Here is a 15,478-nt window from a genome sequence, read left to right as displayed (position 1 = left end):
AAAGCCATCAAATGATGGCTTTTTTTATAAGAATTGATTAGTTCTAAATGAGAACTTTGATCTTCTTTTTCTTCCAGATGAATTGATAATAGAGCCCTTGAATAATACATAAACTCACAAATGCCAAGGCATAGGCAACCCAGATTCCTTTAAGCCCCCACATTGAGCTAAACCAGTAAGCACATGGAATCTCAATAAATAAAATAGCAGAAATATTAATGAGCATCGGGACAGTCACAGTTCCACTGGCACGCATGATCGATGCAAAAATGGCACCCGCACCAAAGAATAAAATTGCCCAAAGCACTATAAATAAAAGTTGCTGGCCTAACACGACGACAGTTGGGTCGGTAATGAATAAAGCCATTAAATATTTTGAAAATAGATAGCCAAGTGCAATTAAGGTACCCGTAAATAAAAAGTTCATGCCTAGGGCAGTACGAGTCACACGAGATAACAAGTCAGATTTACCTGCACCAATCGCTTGTGCGGCAAAAATTGAAGCCGCAATTGAAATAGAGATTGCGGGGAACTGAATGTAATTGAGTACCTGATTTACCGCACCATATGCTGCTGTGGCATGTGAGCCATAGCGGTTAACCAACCCGACAATAACCAAGCCAGCCATTGAGGTGGTAATCATTTGAATGCCGGTTGGGACGCCTAAGCGTAAAATGATTTTGCTCAGTTCTGGATTGTGACGGATATGTTGCAGAAGCTGACGATTCGGTCTAAGCGGATGCTTTTTCTTGTTCAGATAAATCGCAAGAAAAATTAATATTGCGATATAACTAATAATTGATGCTATGGCAGGTGCAATAATCCCTAGAGCAGGGAAGCCAAAATAACCTTTAAGTAGAATTGGTGTAATAATTACGCCGATGACACTGGTTAAGGCAAGAGCCAGTAAAGGCGTAGTACTGTCACCTACACCACGTAAAATTGAAGTATAGATAATATAAACAAACAGAAGCGGGCTGCCTGCCAGCATCCACTGCACATAAGGCAAAGCGAGATGCATTACCTTGGGGTCAGTGCCTAATAACTCTAAAATATCATGGGCAAAAAACACACCAATAATCGCGGTAATTACCCCACCAATCAGTGTCATAAACAGGGTAGAACCCACCACACTTTGGACTTTCTCTATATTTTGCGCGCCCCATGCTTGCCCTACTAAAACAGTCGTACCTGTTGAAATCCCGATAATAAAAGCGAGAAGCAAGAATAAAATAGGGAAATATACAGAAACTGCGGCAATTGCATCTACTCCCATCATTTGACCAACAAAGATGGTGTTAATAGTTCCGGACAAGTTCTGCAAAATATTGGTTGCAATCAGGGGGAGCAAGAAAACAAAAAATGTTTTCCATAGATTTTGCTGATGAATTAAAGACTGTCTTGGTGGCATGCATTCTCCATCGCCCATCTCTTTGATGAGCGGGGCAGATATCCAACTTAGCATAGTTAGAGCAAATGGCTTGTAGTGTTTTTACTATGCTAAGTGGCTAAATTTATTAACATTGATTCAGAATTTCTCCTGCTTTTTGCAATGTCTTATCATTTTTAGCAAAGCAGAAACGAATCAAACGTAAAGACTCCGGCGCTTGCTTGTAGAAAACCGAAACTGGGATAGCCACAATCTTATGTTGTTCTGCTAGAAACTGGCACATTTCAACATCGTTCAGGTCAGGCCGAATTTGACTGTAATCGAGATTTTGGAAATAAGTACCTTGAGACGGTTTTAGCAAGAAACGGCTATGGTGAATCGCCTGATTAAAATGATCTCGCTTAGTTTGGTAGAACTGTGGCAGCTCTTGAATATGTTCTGGATGTTGCTCCATATATTGCGCTAGGGCAATCTGACAAGGTGTCGTGCCACAGAAATTCGCATATTGGTAAATTTGGCGGAATAAACGCATTAACTCAGGTGAAGCGACGCAATAACCTGTTTTCCAGCCTGTTACATGAAAGGTTTTTCCAAAAGAACCGATCACAAAACTACGCTCTCTGAGCTCTGGAAAATGCAATGCGCTGAAGTGTTGTTGACCATCAAAGACCAAGTGTTCATAGACTTCATCAGATAAAATCACAATGTTTTTATCCTGAATCAGTTCAATGAGTTCTAACCAATCCTGTTTATCCCAGATGGTACCTGTTGGATTATGGGGAGTATTCACCACAATCATTCGAGTTTTATCGTTAATCAGATCTTTAACCTGTTGCCAGTTCACCTTAAAATCGGGTGCTTTAAGAGCGATGTGAATGGCTTTACCACCTGCTAACTGCACGGATGGGCCGTAGCTGTCGTAACTTGGATCAAAAATAATGACTTCATCGCCCGCATTAATGCATGCCTGTATGGCACAAAAAATTGCAATGGTTGCGCCGGGAGTAATGGTAATTTGCGTGACAGGATCTAGTTGAAGTTGGTCGCGTTGCTGAAATTGTAAAGCAAGCTGTTCACGTAAACCGAGAATACCATCGCCAGGTGGGTATTGATTATGTCCAGCCAAAGTCGCCTGAGATAAGGCTTCCAGTAAGGCTGGTGGAGCCGGAAAATCTGGAAAACCTTGTGACAGGTTGAGTGCACCTAGTCGATGTGCCATTGCCGTCATGGTGCTAAAAATCGTCACGCCTTGAGTGGCCAATTTTGACTGAAGCTGTAGCATATTGTTCTCTTATAAAAATATTTAAAGTTATAAAATTGATTCAATCACTGCCCGAATTACACCGAGTGTTAAACCAATAAATGCCCCGACTACAACGCCGTTCACACGGATCATATGTAAGTCGCCACCGACTTCGTTTTCAATTTTTCCGATCATTTCGCGCGAATCCCATTCATGAATGCGTTCGCTCACATAGCGGATGATTTTATGGCTATATTGGTCTGTAAAATTCAGCGCAAGTCCTGTCATTTCTTTGTTCAACACTTCGCGTACTTTGGCATTTTGAACAAGGTTTTCACCCAGTTGCTGAATAGCAGCCCGAAGGTTCATTGCAATACCTGAGTCTTTTTTCATTAAATCTTCTTTAATGGCATCACACAAAATGGTGACAGCACCACTGATGAAATTTAGGACTTGCGGGCTGTCTAAAAGGGCATCTTTACCGCTGTTTAGGCGTTGGCTGGCAGCACTGTCTGGTTTTGCTAGCTCAAGCATGAGCGAATGGGCAATGGTTTCAATTTCCTGTCGCCAAGGATGTTCATGGTCTGCCAGCATCGATTCTACTTTTTCAACGAGTGAGTCGATGGTGCGTTGTTGAACATCAATACCAATCCAGCTTGCACCTTTTGCAAGTGACCAGACACCCAGTGCTTTAAACATCTTTCGGGTTAATTCACGGGTTTTATCTGGGTTTTGTACCACCCACTCATGGGCGATATCGAGTCCACGCTGTAAAACGTCTTGGTGGAAGTCATTTTCCAATACTGCGCGGAGCATTTCACTTGCGAGTTTATTGACTTCGGTATTACGTACCCATTGCACACTATTGTTTTGCACAAAGTTGGCAATTTGATCTTGGCTAACAAACTCAAAAATTTTCGGCACAGTTTGCTGAATAAGCTGTACCACTTGCGTATTGTTTTGTGGACTTGCTAGCCATTGACCAATTGCGAGGCTTAAGTCAGTTTTTTCTAAGCTTCGTTCTACCACTTGAGGCGAAAGAAAATTTTCCTGTACAAAACGGCCCATTGACTCTGCAATGCGAGCTTTGTTGCGCGGAATAATCTCGGTATGGTCGCGTAAAAACTTAGGAATTGGTAACTTACCAAATGGGTTCCGAAATAGAACTGTAATCGCGTACCAGTCGGCTAAGCCACCTACCACGCCGGCTTCAGCCCCTAACATTAAAATATGAATAAAACCTGTGTACTCTGGCAGAAAACGGTCGGCTACCATCAGTGCAACCCACAGCACAACGACAATAATAAGCGCTAGAGTGGCAAAATATTTGCTACGTTTAAGACTGGGCACGTGGTGGACTTCTTCTGCCATGTTCATAAATTTATCCTATTCATTTTTGTTTTACTGGAGGCGCAGGCGGGGGCAACAGCTCTCCTGTCGGACTCAATCCATATTTTTGTCCGATTGATTTCAAGATCAAGGTTGCATCAAAAGCATCCTGAGGAGCCTGCTTCTGATCCCGATAACATTCAATAGTATACGACACTTGAACAGGATCGATATTGACCACTTGTGGGTAATCATAGAACGGATCATGCCAGAAACCAGGGTAACGACGACCGTAACCATATGGGTAAAAACTTGGAGCAGATGGGTAAACCACGGCTTGACGTGGCGGTTTCTGACTTTGATTACTTGGATCATTTTGCACTTTAAAAAAGCGGAAGCCTTTTTGTACCGTCGTTTGTGCTGATTTTACTAAAGTGATTTCTTCAGCTGCGCCATAACTCATATTCGGGTCGGCTTGAAAACTAATCCGAAAAGTTTGGGCATTTAAAGGATATGCTGAAAACTGACCAAGCTGATCAAAGGTTCTTGGTTTACTTGGCGTTGTTGCACAAGCAGTTAGAGTTAAGGCAGTGCCTAAGGCTAAACAAAGAGAGAGATATTTCATGATGAACTCCCAGCTAAGCATTAAAAAATAAATGACTCAGCGTTAAAAATTAAGAAGTTTTAAAAACTACTGTTTGGTTCTAATAAAAATTCGGTTTCCTCTGGAGTGGAGACACGTCCTAGAATCGCATTGCGATGAGGATAACGACCAAAGCGATCGATAATCACTTTATGCTTTTTCTCAAAGCTTAAATTAATTTCATTGCCGAGGCGTTGAAATAGTTTTAACGCAAACTCATGGATCAATTTTGATTCACTATGCATAAACGGCATATATAAAAAAGAGCGTTGCTCTGGATTAAGCTGTGCATCTAATTGCAAGCTAATGGCTTCTTGTGCCAAAGCTAAAGCAAGGCTGTCGTAAGCAAAAGATTGTGGTTGATCACGATAAATGTTGCGAGAAAACTGGTCTAGTACAATAATCTCTGCCAGACGGCCTTCAGCCGTTTTTCGCCAAGACCAGAGTTCTGCTTGAGTTGCCTGTCGATGAACGTCAGAAAAATTTTCACGAATTTTTTTGTCAAAATCATCACTTTTTGCAAACCAAAGTGAACGGTGTTCAGGTGAAAACCAGAAGTTTAAAATGTCTTGATCGTTCATGATATTGACAACTCTTTAGCAATTATTCTTCAATAAAATCACAATTCTTTCGTGTCTTAAATAACAAGATTGTGATAAAAATTGCCAAACTGGAATGATGTGATTATATAAGTAACCGTATCATCTCACGATTTTGTATATAGTGATCTTTAATAAGCGAGCAAATGCATGAGTCAACCCACTACACCATCTCAATCAGTTATTCCTGCTTGGGTGGATTCGTCGCTACTACAAGGCATGTTACGTGGAATAGAGCGTGAAAGCCTACGTATGCAAAGTAATGGGTTCTTATCGCAAGAGTTACATCCAAAAGCATTAGGTTCAGCTTTAACACATCCGCAAATTACGACTGATTATTCAGAAGCATTGATGGAGTTTATTACTTCTCCAAAGCCAACGATTGGCGAAGCTTTACATGAGCTCACCGATATTCATGCGGTTGTGCATCGTCATTTAGAAAATGGTGAAAAACTTTGGCCGCTGTCTATGCCATGTATGTTAGATGACAATGAAGAACGAATTCGTCTAGCGCAGTATGGCACTTCTAATATTGGTCGCTTTAAAACACTATACCGTCGTGGGTTAGGAATTCGTTATGGTCGTCGTATGCAGACGATTTCAGGTGTGCATTACAATTTATCTTTTCCAGATACGCTTTTTGCTGAGTTGCAAGCTCATGAAACTGATGAGCAATTAAAATCATTAAGTTTGCAGGATTATCGTAGCCATCGTTATTTTGGTCTTATTCGTAATTTTATCCGTTTAACGCCACTGGTTATGTTTTTGGTGGGTGCGAGCCCAACGGTATGTCGTTGTTTCTTAACCGGACATAAACATCAGTTGTTGCCTTTAATCAAAGGTTCATACTATTTACCGTATGCTACAGCTTTACGTATGGGGCGATTGGGCTATCAAAACTCAGCCCAAAAAAGCTTAGGTATTCATTACAACAATTTGACTGGCTATCTGGATGGTTTACAAAAAGCCGTTCATTCTCCTTACCCACCATTTAGCCGTTTAGGGTTAAATGATGCCGCTGGTGAGCCGTTGCAAATTAATGATCATGTTTTGCAGATCGAGAATGAATATTACAGTCTCGTACGTCCAAAACAGGTGCCTCAAGCGGGTGAAACGCCGTCTCAAGCCTTGAAAAATCGAGGAGTGGGATATGTTGAGCTACGTGCTGTTGATGTAAACCCATATTCGTCAATTGGCGTTGATGAAACGACGGCTGGCTTCCTTGAAGTGTTAGCACTTTATTGCTTGTTAAGTGATAGCCCAGAGCTGTTAGGCCCTGAGCAAGATTTGATTGAAAAGAACCAGACTGAAGTGGTGAATCGTGGCCGAGCGCCGAATGCAACCATTACAGATTTAAACGGTTCTTATCACATCGAAGATTGGGCACGTTTGTATATTGCTCAGATGCAAGGTTGTGCGCAGTTACTCGATCAGACCTATGCAACAGAGCTGTATGGTTCTGCGTTAGCGATCATGCAAGCACGAATTGATGAAGTTGATGAAACTTTGTCAGCCCATGTTATTGACGATACGTTAAAGCATGGTGGAACTTGGAGTTTTGGTAGCCACATGGCGCAATTACATGCTGAAAGTTATGAGGAGCATGAGCTTAGTGTGGAAACCTTGAAACATTTTGAGCAATTGGCTGCACAATCTTTACAGCAGCAAGAACAACTTGAGCAAGATACTCAGGTCAGTTTTGACCAATATCTTGAACAATATCGATAATAAAATGAGGTTTTACATGCGATTAAGTTACCGTTTGGTGAGTGGACTACTTGTTTTTGCAAGTATTGTCGGCATGTCTTTTGCGTTGTATCTGGAACATGTAAAAGGTTTAGAGCCATGTCCGCTCTGTATTTTTCAACGTGTTGGCTTAATGGCAATGGGCCTTGTGGCACTGATTGCATTTTTGCATAACCCTGTTTCCAATGCGGTTAAACGCTTTTACGCATTTTTGGCTGGCATCGCAATTTTATGGTCAGTGGGTGTAGCAGGCCGTCATGTCTGGCTACAACATTTACCACCTGATCAAGTACCAAGCTGTGGTCCGGGCTTAAACTATTTAGTTGATGCCTTACCAATGAAAACAGTTTTACAGGAAGTCCTGTCGGGTTCAGGTGAATGTGCTGCAATTGACTGGACCTTTTTAGGTCAGTCTTTACCAGTTTGGTCATTGGTCTATTTCATTTTGCTATTACTCGTATGTTTATGGCAATTGTTCCGTTTTTATCCAGTGTTTAAAACCGCTAAAAAAAGAGTTTAAACAGATTAAAAAAAGCCCAACATGAAGTTGGGCTTTTTTATTGTTTTAAAATTAATCAAAATATAAAAAAACGAATTGAAAAAAAGCATAATGTTATAGACAGATGGGTCTGTTTTTTATAAAGTGCAGCCGTTTTATATCCTTATGATTATAAAAAATGTTTTTTAATATCTTTAATGTTTTGGAAAAAATAGGATTAAGCGCACAGAAACGTGCGATCCACGTGCAATTTTCTAATGAATTGCTTAATCACCAAGTTTTTTTACAACGTATAGAAGGCCAACATCAGCTAAATGGGGGAATTGAAGCTGAGTTAATTTGCCTTTCGACGAGTGCCCAAATTGCATTGAAGCAGTTTATAGGCGTTCAGGTTGCCGTTGATCAGGCTACAGATTCTGGCCAATTGTTTCGAACTACAGGAATTGTGACTGAAGCCAGTTATGGCCAAAGTGATGGTGCTTTAACGCTTTATAAATTGACCTTAAAAGACGCGACAAATTTATGGCATAAACGCCGTAACAGTCGTGTTTTTATGAATAAAAGTATTGTAGAAATTACCGAAGTTCTATTCAAAGAGTGGCAAGAAAAAAGTCCACTTTTTGCGACAAGTTTAAGCCTAGACCTGAGTGGGTTAAGCCAGAGTTATGATACTCGTCCATTTATCATGCAGCATAATGAATCCGACTATGACTTTCTTACGCGTGTATGGCGAAGTGAAGGTGTTAGTTGGCTAATTGATGAATCAGAGCTTTTTGTTCCTCATTTTACTGCTCCAGTACAAGCCCAAAAGCTTAGATTAATTGATGATAATAACCAGTACCAAGCTTTAGCACGCCGTAGCATTCGCTATCACCGAAGTAGCGCGACAGAATATCAAGATAGTATTACGGGTTTTGTTGCGGTGCGGAGTCTGCAACCGACTGCTGTTCATGTGCAACGCTGGCAGCCCGATGCCTTAGCACAAGAAGAAGGCGCTGGTTCCGTCATTACTACCCATACACATTCAGACAATTTTGATTCGGCGAGTTTAAGCCTTGAGCAAGCATGGCATATGAGTCCTGCTTGGATGCAAGATTTAAAAGGTGAGGATCAAGCTACTGCTTCAACTAGCAATCAGCTAGAGAAACTGAATCAGCAGTTTAATGACATGTATGCCAGTCAGGCCAAATACTTCAAAGCTTATAGCAGTGTTCGAGATAGCCAAGTCGGCTATTGGTTTAATCTCCGAGAGCATCCTGAAATTGATCAACATGAAGGGGCTGATCAAGAGTTCTTGATTATCGCTAAAAATTTCTACAACCAAAACAATTTACCAAAAGATTTGCATCAACAAGTTAGTCAGTTGCTAACTCAAAGTCGTTGGGACAAACATGGTTATGACGATATTGAGCGTCAAGGTAATGAGCTGACTTTAATTCGCCGTCAAATCAAAACGACACCTGAATATAATCCAGAACAGCATCGTCCGATTGCCTACCCGCAAAGAGCGAAAGTTGTGGGGCCAGAGGGAGAGACCATCCATGTCGATGAATGGGGGCGCATCAAGGTGCGTTTTCTGTTTACCCGCAGTGATGATCATGGCCATGATGGTGGGGCAGGCAGCAATGACAACGATACAGATTCAGCTTGGGTCGATGTACTGACTCCCTGGGCAGGGGAAGGTTATGGCGCACGCTTCTTACCGCGTATTGGTGAAGTAGTGGTCATTGACTTCTTTGATGGCAATATTGACCGTCCATTTGTGACTGGGCGTATTCATGAAGCGCAGCGTTCACCAACCAAGTTTGATGTGAAAGGACAGCTTCCTGATACTAAAAAACTCAGCGGTATTCGTAGTCAGGAAATCAGCGGTAGTGGTTTTAACCAATTACGATTTGACGATACGACAGGGCAAATCAGTACCCAACTACAAAGTAGCCATGCAGCAACACAGCTGAATTTAGGTAATTTAAGCCATCCTAAAGAGCAGGCGACTAGCCAAGGTCGTGGAGAAGGTTTTGAGCTGAGAACAGACGCTTGGGGAGCCGTGCGTGCAGGTAAAGGCATGCTCATTAGTACCTATGCACAAGAGCAGGCGATTGCAGATCATTTAGAAGCTGCACAAGCTCAATCCTTACTTTCACAAGGCTATGAAAGCATGAAAATGCTCAGTGAAGTTGCAGCCAAGCAACAAACTGATGCTTTGAACGTGATTAACCGGTTACCCAAATTCATCCAGTCACTTGAGCTAAAAACCACAGGGCAGGCTTTAAATAGCACGGTAAATCTATTTAAAGAAGGGATTAATAACGATCCTATTCATGCGTTAAAAGATTGTGGTGGTTTTATTGAAGATATTGGTGCACTAGGTGGCGATGCAAAAGGAGTTGTAGATGAATTTAATACTTTCTTTAGCGATGCTAAAGATTCGGTAGAGAATTTAAAAGCCTTTATTGAAAATGTTGAAGAACATGGTGCTGACATTGTTAAAGGTAAACTCGCAAGCATTAAAGATCGAATTCATCAAAATCCATTTGAAAGTCTTAAAGAGGTCAGCAAAGTCTTAGCCAATGTCGAGACTAAAGACTTTGACTTGATGAGTGTATGCGGAACTTTTAGTAAAGGTAGTAAATTAGAAGTGACACCTTCTAAAGCATTGGGTTCTTTACAAGGCTTTATGGAGGGTTATACCCAAGGTTTAGAAAGTAGTTCAGATGCTAAGCAGCAAGAACAAGGCAAAATTTTTAGACAAGCCCTTATGTTATTAGCATCGCCAAATGGCATTGCTCTAACAACACCTGAAAATATTATTCTGCAAGCTTCACAGGATATTGCCGAAAGTGCCAGCGGTTCAATTAATTTAAGCGCACAGAAAAATATCATCGGACATGCACAAGACAAAATTAGTTTGTTTGCTGCGCAAAAGGGTTTACGTGCTTATGCAGCAAAAGGAAAGCTCGAACTACAAGCGCAAGATGATGCTATTGAAGCGATTGCCAAGAAAGTTATCAAGCTCATTTCTACTGAAGATAAAATCGAACTTACTAGTCCAAAAGAAATTGTATTAACAGCGGGTGGGTCGCAGCTCAAAATTAATGCGGATGGCGTATTTTCAACAACAGGCGGTAAGTTTGAAAGTAAAGCTGGGCAGCATTTGTTTATGGGTGGGGCAACAGTAAATGCTGAGTTGCCGAAAATGCCAACAACAGGGATGTATAGTATGAGATTTGACTTAAGTGAGATATTTGATACTAAAATATTAAAAAATATGAAATATAAATTGATTAATCACTCTAAGAAAATCGAAGCTGTATATGAATTTGATCAAGAAAGCAGTGCGAGAGTTTATAGTGACTCTATTGATAATGTAGAACTCGCTTTAGTACCAGGAGCTTATTTAACAGAAATTAAAGAGCTAATTCCTGAACAGGAAGCTGAATCACTAGATGGTGAAGAGGTCGATGGCTGTGGGTGTGGAATTGACCATGAACATACACATAATGATTAGGAGAATTACTGATGTTTAATAAAAAAAATATGGCTTGCCTCTTTTTGGTTTTATTTTCACTGAAAAGTTATGCAAAAGAAGATTTTAATCTTATTTCGCAGTGTACGGACGAATATGAGACAAGTTGTAATGTTGTGCTAACAGTAAATGGTAAAAAAAGTATTTTATTACGCAATATAAAATCACCAAATATTGAAAAAGTTAGTGAAGACATCTTTCATGTAGTAAGTTCATGTGGTTCACCTTGTGTAGGGCATTACTTTATTGGAAAACATGAGGAAGACTATACTGAGGAATTGATTAGTTTTGATATTAAGTCTAAATGTATTATAGAAAGTGATAGTCGTAAAAAGAAAATATATGCAAAAAAGATGTTCACTAATAATAGAAAAATTTTAATAGACCTAAGTGATAAGAAATTCAATATTCTTCCATCAAAATTTAATTATTACAGTGATTTTAGTGAGATGTCTAAATTTGATAATGCTGGAGAACTCAATTTAATTGCAAATGATTATGGTGAAATTCTGTTTAAAAAGAAAATCCAAAATCCTTGTGGAAGTAACAGTAAATGAGTTATTCAGAAGAATTTATAAAGTTTGTTGGGACGGTGGCAGGAGAAGCTGGAGGATGTAGTCCAACCACTTGGAAAGTTGTGGCACACTGTATAAAAAATAGGATTGGTTTTGGAGAATGGATTAATGCAAGAAATGTCAGTGATATTTTAAAAAAGAATTTCGATGCTATTACTGATAAAAATCCACCTTTTAAAAAAGCTGTGACAGAAATGCATTCTGGGAATATATCTGATCATATGCAAGATATTATTGAAGCAATATCACCAATTTATCAAGGACAGGAAGAGGATATAACAAATGGAGTTGTATTATATTTTAGCCCTAAAGCTCAAGCAGCTTTACATAAGAAAAATCCAGAAAAATATACTTCACTAGTTCCAGATTTTGCTAAAAGTCCCTTGACTGAAGAAGTAAAAATAAAAGGAACAGAAAATGATGATATGCGTTGGTATAGATATAAAGGCACATCACGTTTCTATGTCCAATTTGTTGATAGAAGTGCTAATGTACTTGTTAAGTCTAGTGTAAGTATTGGGTACAAGAAAACAAAAGCAGTACCAGCGTTAAGTAATTTGGTTACTAATAATCAAGGTAAAATTAGATCATTTCTTGTGCAAGATGGTTGGGGGGCAAGATTTACTATTGATGGCGTTCAAGTAGTTGATAATAACAATAAAGAAGTTTTATTAATTGCTGATGGGAAAAATCATTCTTCGGTTATAGTCGTTGCAAGTGGTCGTAGTGGAGTAAAATCTCAAACTGATATACATAACCAACAGGCATCACCTAGTCAAAAGCAAGAATCTGTAAAAAAAGATACTAAAGCTGAAGTAAATAATGAAAAAAAAGCAGAAGTTGGAGAGAATAATACTAAACAAAAAAACGTTAATTTTAGTATTAAGATCATAGATAGCGAAAATAAGGTAATTCCAAATTTTTCCTACTTTCTGAAATATAAAAATGCTGAAAAGCAGCATAATGTAGGTGCTAATGGTATTGAAAATAACTTAGTAGCATTAAGTGGTGAAGAAATTGTAGTCTTAATTAGTGGGCTGGACTCAAAACAAGAAATTATTCGTTTTACAACCCAAGAAGGTATGGGAGAAAAGACTGTAAAGCTTAATTTACATACTTTTAATATCCTTTTCAGACATAGCGATACAAAAAAACCTATAACAAATTTGAATTTAATTCAAAAATATAGAAATCAAATAAAGCAAAAAAAGACTGATGGCAATGGAAAGATAACTGTTAGTGCAATGCTAGGGTTCGAACTGAATTATAAACTCAGAGATGAACGGAATTTATTAACAATCAAAGTTGATAAAAATAAATCGCTTCGTATTATTGATGTTGATTCTTCAGCAATAGAACAAGCATCAAAAAATATAAAGACAGGCGCTAAAGTTCTAGAAATACCTCAGTCTAAACAACCAGTTCTTTCATCAAAACATAAGCAACTAGTTGATAAACCAGTTGAAACTCATGACTCTACTCCTAAGAGAGATGAAAAAGTAAAAACCAGTACAGAAGGGCATCCTAAAACTATTGTTATAGATAATAGTGATATAGAGTTTAAAATTTTAACTTATGACAAAATATCTAAACAGTTAGTTAGTAATTGTGAATATATAATTGAATATAAAGGAAATAAAAACTCTCATATAAGCGGTGTTAGTGGTCTAGGTGCAAAAATACATAAGGGCCAAGCCGGACAAACAATAAAAATATTTGAAAATACCGATCTATTGACCCAAGTAGTATTACAAAAAGATATGAAACCTATATCTATTAATGTTACTAAGTCAGATTCATCTCAACTAAAATTTAGTGGAGTGGATTGGTGTAGTTTATTTTTACAAAGTAATAGCTTAAGTGATTTAGCTGAGCCTTTCAGAACTAACGCCACAAAATTTATTAATGGTATGAAAAATGCTGGTATTAGTGTTGTAATTAATACAACTTGGCGTCCAACTGAAAGAAGTTATTTAATGTATTACTCTACAGCAATAGCAAGAGGAGAAATTGCTGTAGATAAAGTACCTCCTTTCCCTGGATTAAATATTGATTGGACACATAAAGGAAATAAAACTGAAGCAGTAAAAGCCGCAAAAGCAATGTATAAAAAATATGGTATAGGTACGAATCCTGTGGGTAAACCAGGTTCCTCAAACCATAATAGGAAAAAAGCAGTAGATATGAGAATATCTAATTATGTTGGAAAAGTTGTTGTTATTGATGGTGAAAGTACAAAAATTACAAACTGGGCAACATTAACACAATTAGGCAAAAAACATGGTGTAATTTGGTATGGTAGTAAAGATGCACCTCATTGGTCACACACAGGTAGGTAAGTAAAAGTGATTTACAAAATATTAATAGGTATGTGTTTATTAGGCTTAAGTGCTTGTGATACTAAACATTTGAGTGATACTACTCATACTAAACCTATTGAACAGAAAAAAATAGAGAAGCCACAAGAAAATCTACCTACAGTAGAGAAGTTGAAGATTAGTAAAGATATAAAAAAAATGCTAGATAACAAGATTTATGTATTATTGGATTCTGATGAGGGTTGTATTGTAAGTGAAAAACCTCTTAATAAAGATATTGTAATTGTCTATAAAGAGGACGAAAAATTTAAATATGATATTGTGAATCCAATATTGAAAAAAGATAGTAGTGATTGTGTTTCAGAGTTAGCTTTTGTTACAGATGAGCCTAATTATTTTTATAATATTAATAAAAAAAGTAAGGAGTTAGTGCGTGGTTATGGTTTTGAATTAAATAAAGATCAGATTCTATATAAAAATAATAAAATTAGAGGAGTCGATTTGATAGGGGATGGAATTCCTAACATTGTAACTGAATGTTTTTCAAGTGAAGGTGCACATTTTAATATTTTTGGAGGACATAATAATGAAGAAAAGTTGTTACATCGTTATACTTACCTAGATATGAACTTACAAGCCTCATGTACTGAAAATGAAGAAATATATAGTAAAGGTTTGTTGGATATAAGAAATAAATATAGAGAAAATTAATGAAATGTATCTAATAATATTCATGATAAATGAATATTTAATTTAAATAATATAGGCACTTTTATTGATAAGAGTGCCTATATTAGCCTATACCATCTTGGGTTAGTTGTTCGGTGGCTTCTAAAAATAATATTAATGTTCTAACTTTAAAACCCAATTTAATATTTTTAAGTTATTGATTCTCATATTTTTAATCTTATTGTTATCCCCATTAATTAAATAGGGGAGTTTGGCGCCCATCAAAATAGGCAAGTCATCTTCAATATCATCACTATATGTTGCAAACCAAGGTTGTTTGATATCAAGCTTATTCAATCTTCTTACTTTTTCTTCAGACCTACAATGTATCCTACTTATCCATCCTCCTAGTTTCTTTTGCAAAGGAGTACCAATAATTTGTACATCTAGATTGATGGACTCTAGTAAAACATTCGCTAACTTTTCTGGTGCAGCTGTTGCAATAAACACAATTCTTCCACTGGCTAAATGATCTTTAACTTCTGTTATACCTTGCTCAAACCAATATAATGAATCAGAAGTGGTACCTTTTATATTATTGGAAAAAATTTTAAAGCTGTATTCTAATTCTTCTTCATTCAGACAGTAGGTTGCAATCCACAAATACAATGAAGCACCTTTAGATTTATATTTCTTGAATTTCATAAGAGGCAAAGCTATAGGAGTAACAATAAGTGCACCGATGAATCTAAGAAGATTAGATTTCAATTTATCCGTTAACCATGCCTTTGTAGAGTCGCCAGATAGTAATGTTCCATCTAAATCAAAAACAACGATTTCTTTCATATATTTCTCTAGATTTGGTAATAGTGATAAGAATTAATTTTCAAAAAGAGTATTTTTAATAGTTGATTTATGAATTCATAAAATATTTTATTATA

At 37.8% G+C, this 15,478-nt stretch carries 12 protein-coding genes; 6 read left to right on the top strand and 6 right to left on the bottom strand.

The window, feature by feature from the left end; genetic code table 11:
- Positions 1-43: 43 nt before the first annotated feature.
- The 5 genes from RMB13_RS03330 to RMB13_RS03310 all read right to left on the bottom strand — a co-directional run bounded on the left by RMB13_RS03330 (position 44) and on the right by RMB13_RS03310 (position 5,186).
- A complete protein-coding gene (locus RMB13_RS03330) occupies positions 44-1,411 on the bottom strand; it encodes an MATE family efflux transporter (protein ID WP_213033733.1) in 1,368 nt (455 codons plus the stop codon).
- 106 nt (positions 1,412-1,517) lie between these two features.
- A complete protein-coding gene (locus RMB13_RS03325; RefSeq protein WP_311084404.1) occupies positions 1,518-2,672 on the bottom strand; it encodes a pyridoxal phosphate-dependent aminotransferase in 1,155 nt (384 codons plus the stop codon).
- 27 nt (positions 2,673-2,699) lie between these two features.
- On the bottom strand, positions 2,700-4,010 hold the full coding sequence (locus RMB13_RS03320; RefSeq protein ID WP_080028008.1) for a DUF445 domain-containing protein: 1,311 nt from the start codon (positions 4,008-4,010) through the stop codon (positions 2,700-2,702).
- 13 nt (positions 4,011-4,023) lie between these two features.
- Positions 4,024-4,587 (bottom strand): CC0125/CC1285 family lipoprotein, encoded by a 564-nt coding sequence (locus RMB13_RS03315; protein ID WP_132070647.1) that lies wholly within the window; start codon positions 4,585-4,587, stop codon positions 4,024-4,026.
- Positions 4,588-4,646: 59 nt separating this feature from the next.
- Positions 4,647-5,186: a DUF924 family protein gene (locus tag RMB13_RS03310; RefSeq protein WP_017391070.1), complete on the bottom strand. Its 540-nt coding sequence runs from the start codon at positions 5,184-5,186 to the stop codon at positions 4,647-4,649.
- Positions 5,187-5,354: 168 nt separating this feature from the next.
- Here RMB13_RS03310 and gshA point away from each other — a divergent pair, with 168 nt between their 5' ends.
- From gshA to RMB13_RS03280, 6 genes are all read left to right on the top strand, one after another.
- Positions 5,355-6,932, top strand: a complete 1,578-nt coding sequence (gene gshA / locus RMB13_RS03305) for a glutamate--cysteine ligase (protein ID WP_062850311.1) — start codon at positions 5,355-5,357, stop codon at positions 6,930-6,932.
- Positions 6,933-6,948: 16 nt separating this feature from the next.
- Entirely contained in the window at positions 6,949-7,470 is a 522-nt protein-coding gene (locus RMB13_RS03300; RefSeq protein ID WP_311084403.1) for a disulfide bond formation protein B, read from the top strand.
- Positions 7,471-7,627: 157 nt separating this feature from the next.
- A complete protein-coding gene (locus tag RMB13_RS03295) occupies positions 7,628-10,957 on the top strand; it encodes a type VI secretion system Vgr family protein (protein ID WP_311084402.1) in 3,330 nt (1,109 codons plus the stop codon).
- A gap of 11 nt (positions 10,958-10,968) precedes the next feature.
- The gene (locus RMB13_RS03290; RefSeq protein WP_311084401.1) at positions 10,969-11,532 is read left to right on the top strand and encodes a hypothetical protein; all 564 of its coding nucleotides are present in this window, start codon (positions 10,969-10,971) and stop codon (positions 11,530-11,532) included.
- Positions 11,529-13,889: a hypothetical protein gene (locus RMB13_RS03285; RefSeq protein WP_311084400.1), complete on the top strand. Its 2,361-nt coding sequence runs from the start codon at positions 11,529-11,531 to the stop codon at positions 13,887-13,889. Before RMB13_RS03290 ends, RMB13_RS03285 begins: the two co-directional genes overlap by 4 nt.
- A gap of 6 nt (positions 13,890-13,895) precedes the next feature.
- The gene (locus RMB13_RS03280; RefSeq protein WP_311084399.1) at positions 13,896-14,579 is read left to right on the top strand and encodes a hypothetical protein; all 684 of its coding nucleotides are present in this window, start codon (positions 13,896-13,898) and stop codon (positions 14,577-14,579) included.
- Positions 14,580-14,711: 132 nt separating this feature from the next.
- On the opposite strand, the gene RMB13_RS03275 is transcribed toward RMB13_RS03280, so the two are convergent.
- Positions 14,712-15,383, bottom strand: coding sequence for a haloacid dehalogenase-like hydrolase (locus tag RMB13_RS03275; protein ID WP_311084398.1), 672 nt, complete (start codon positions 15,381-15,383; stop codon positions 14,712-14,714).
- Positions 15,384-15,478: the final 95 nt, after the last annotated feature.

The organism is Acinetobacter sp. V102_4 (assembly GCF_031799005.1).
Taxonomy (GTDB): Bacteria; Pseudomonadota; Gammaproteobacteria; order Pseudomonadales; family Moraxellaceae; genus Acinetobacter; species Acinetobacter calcoaceticus.
Note: the sequence above shows the minus strand (reverse complement) of the source record. Positions and strands in the feature narration are given on the sequence as shown.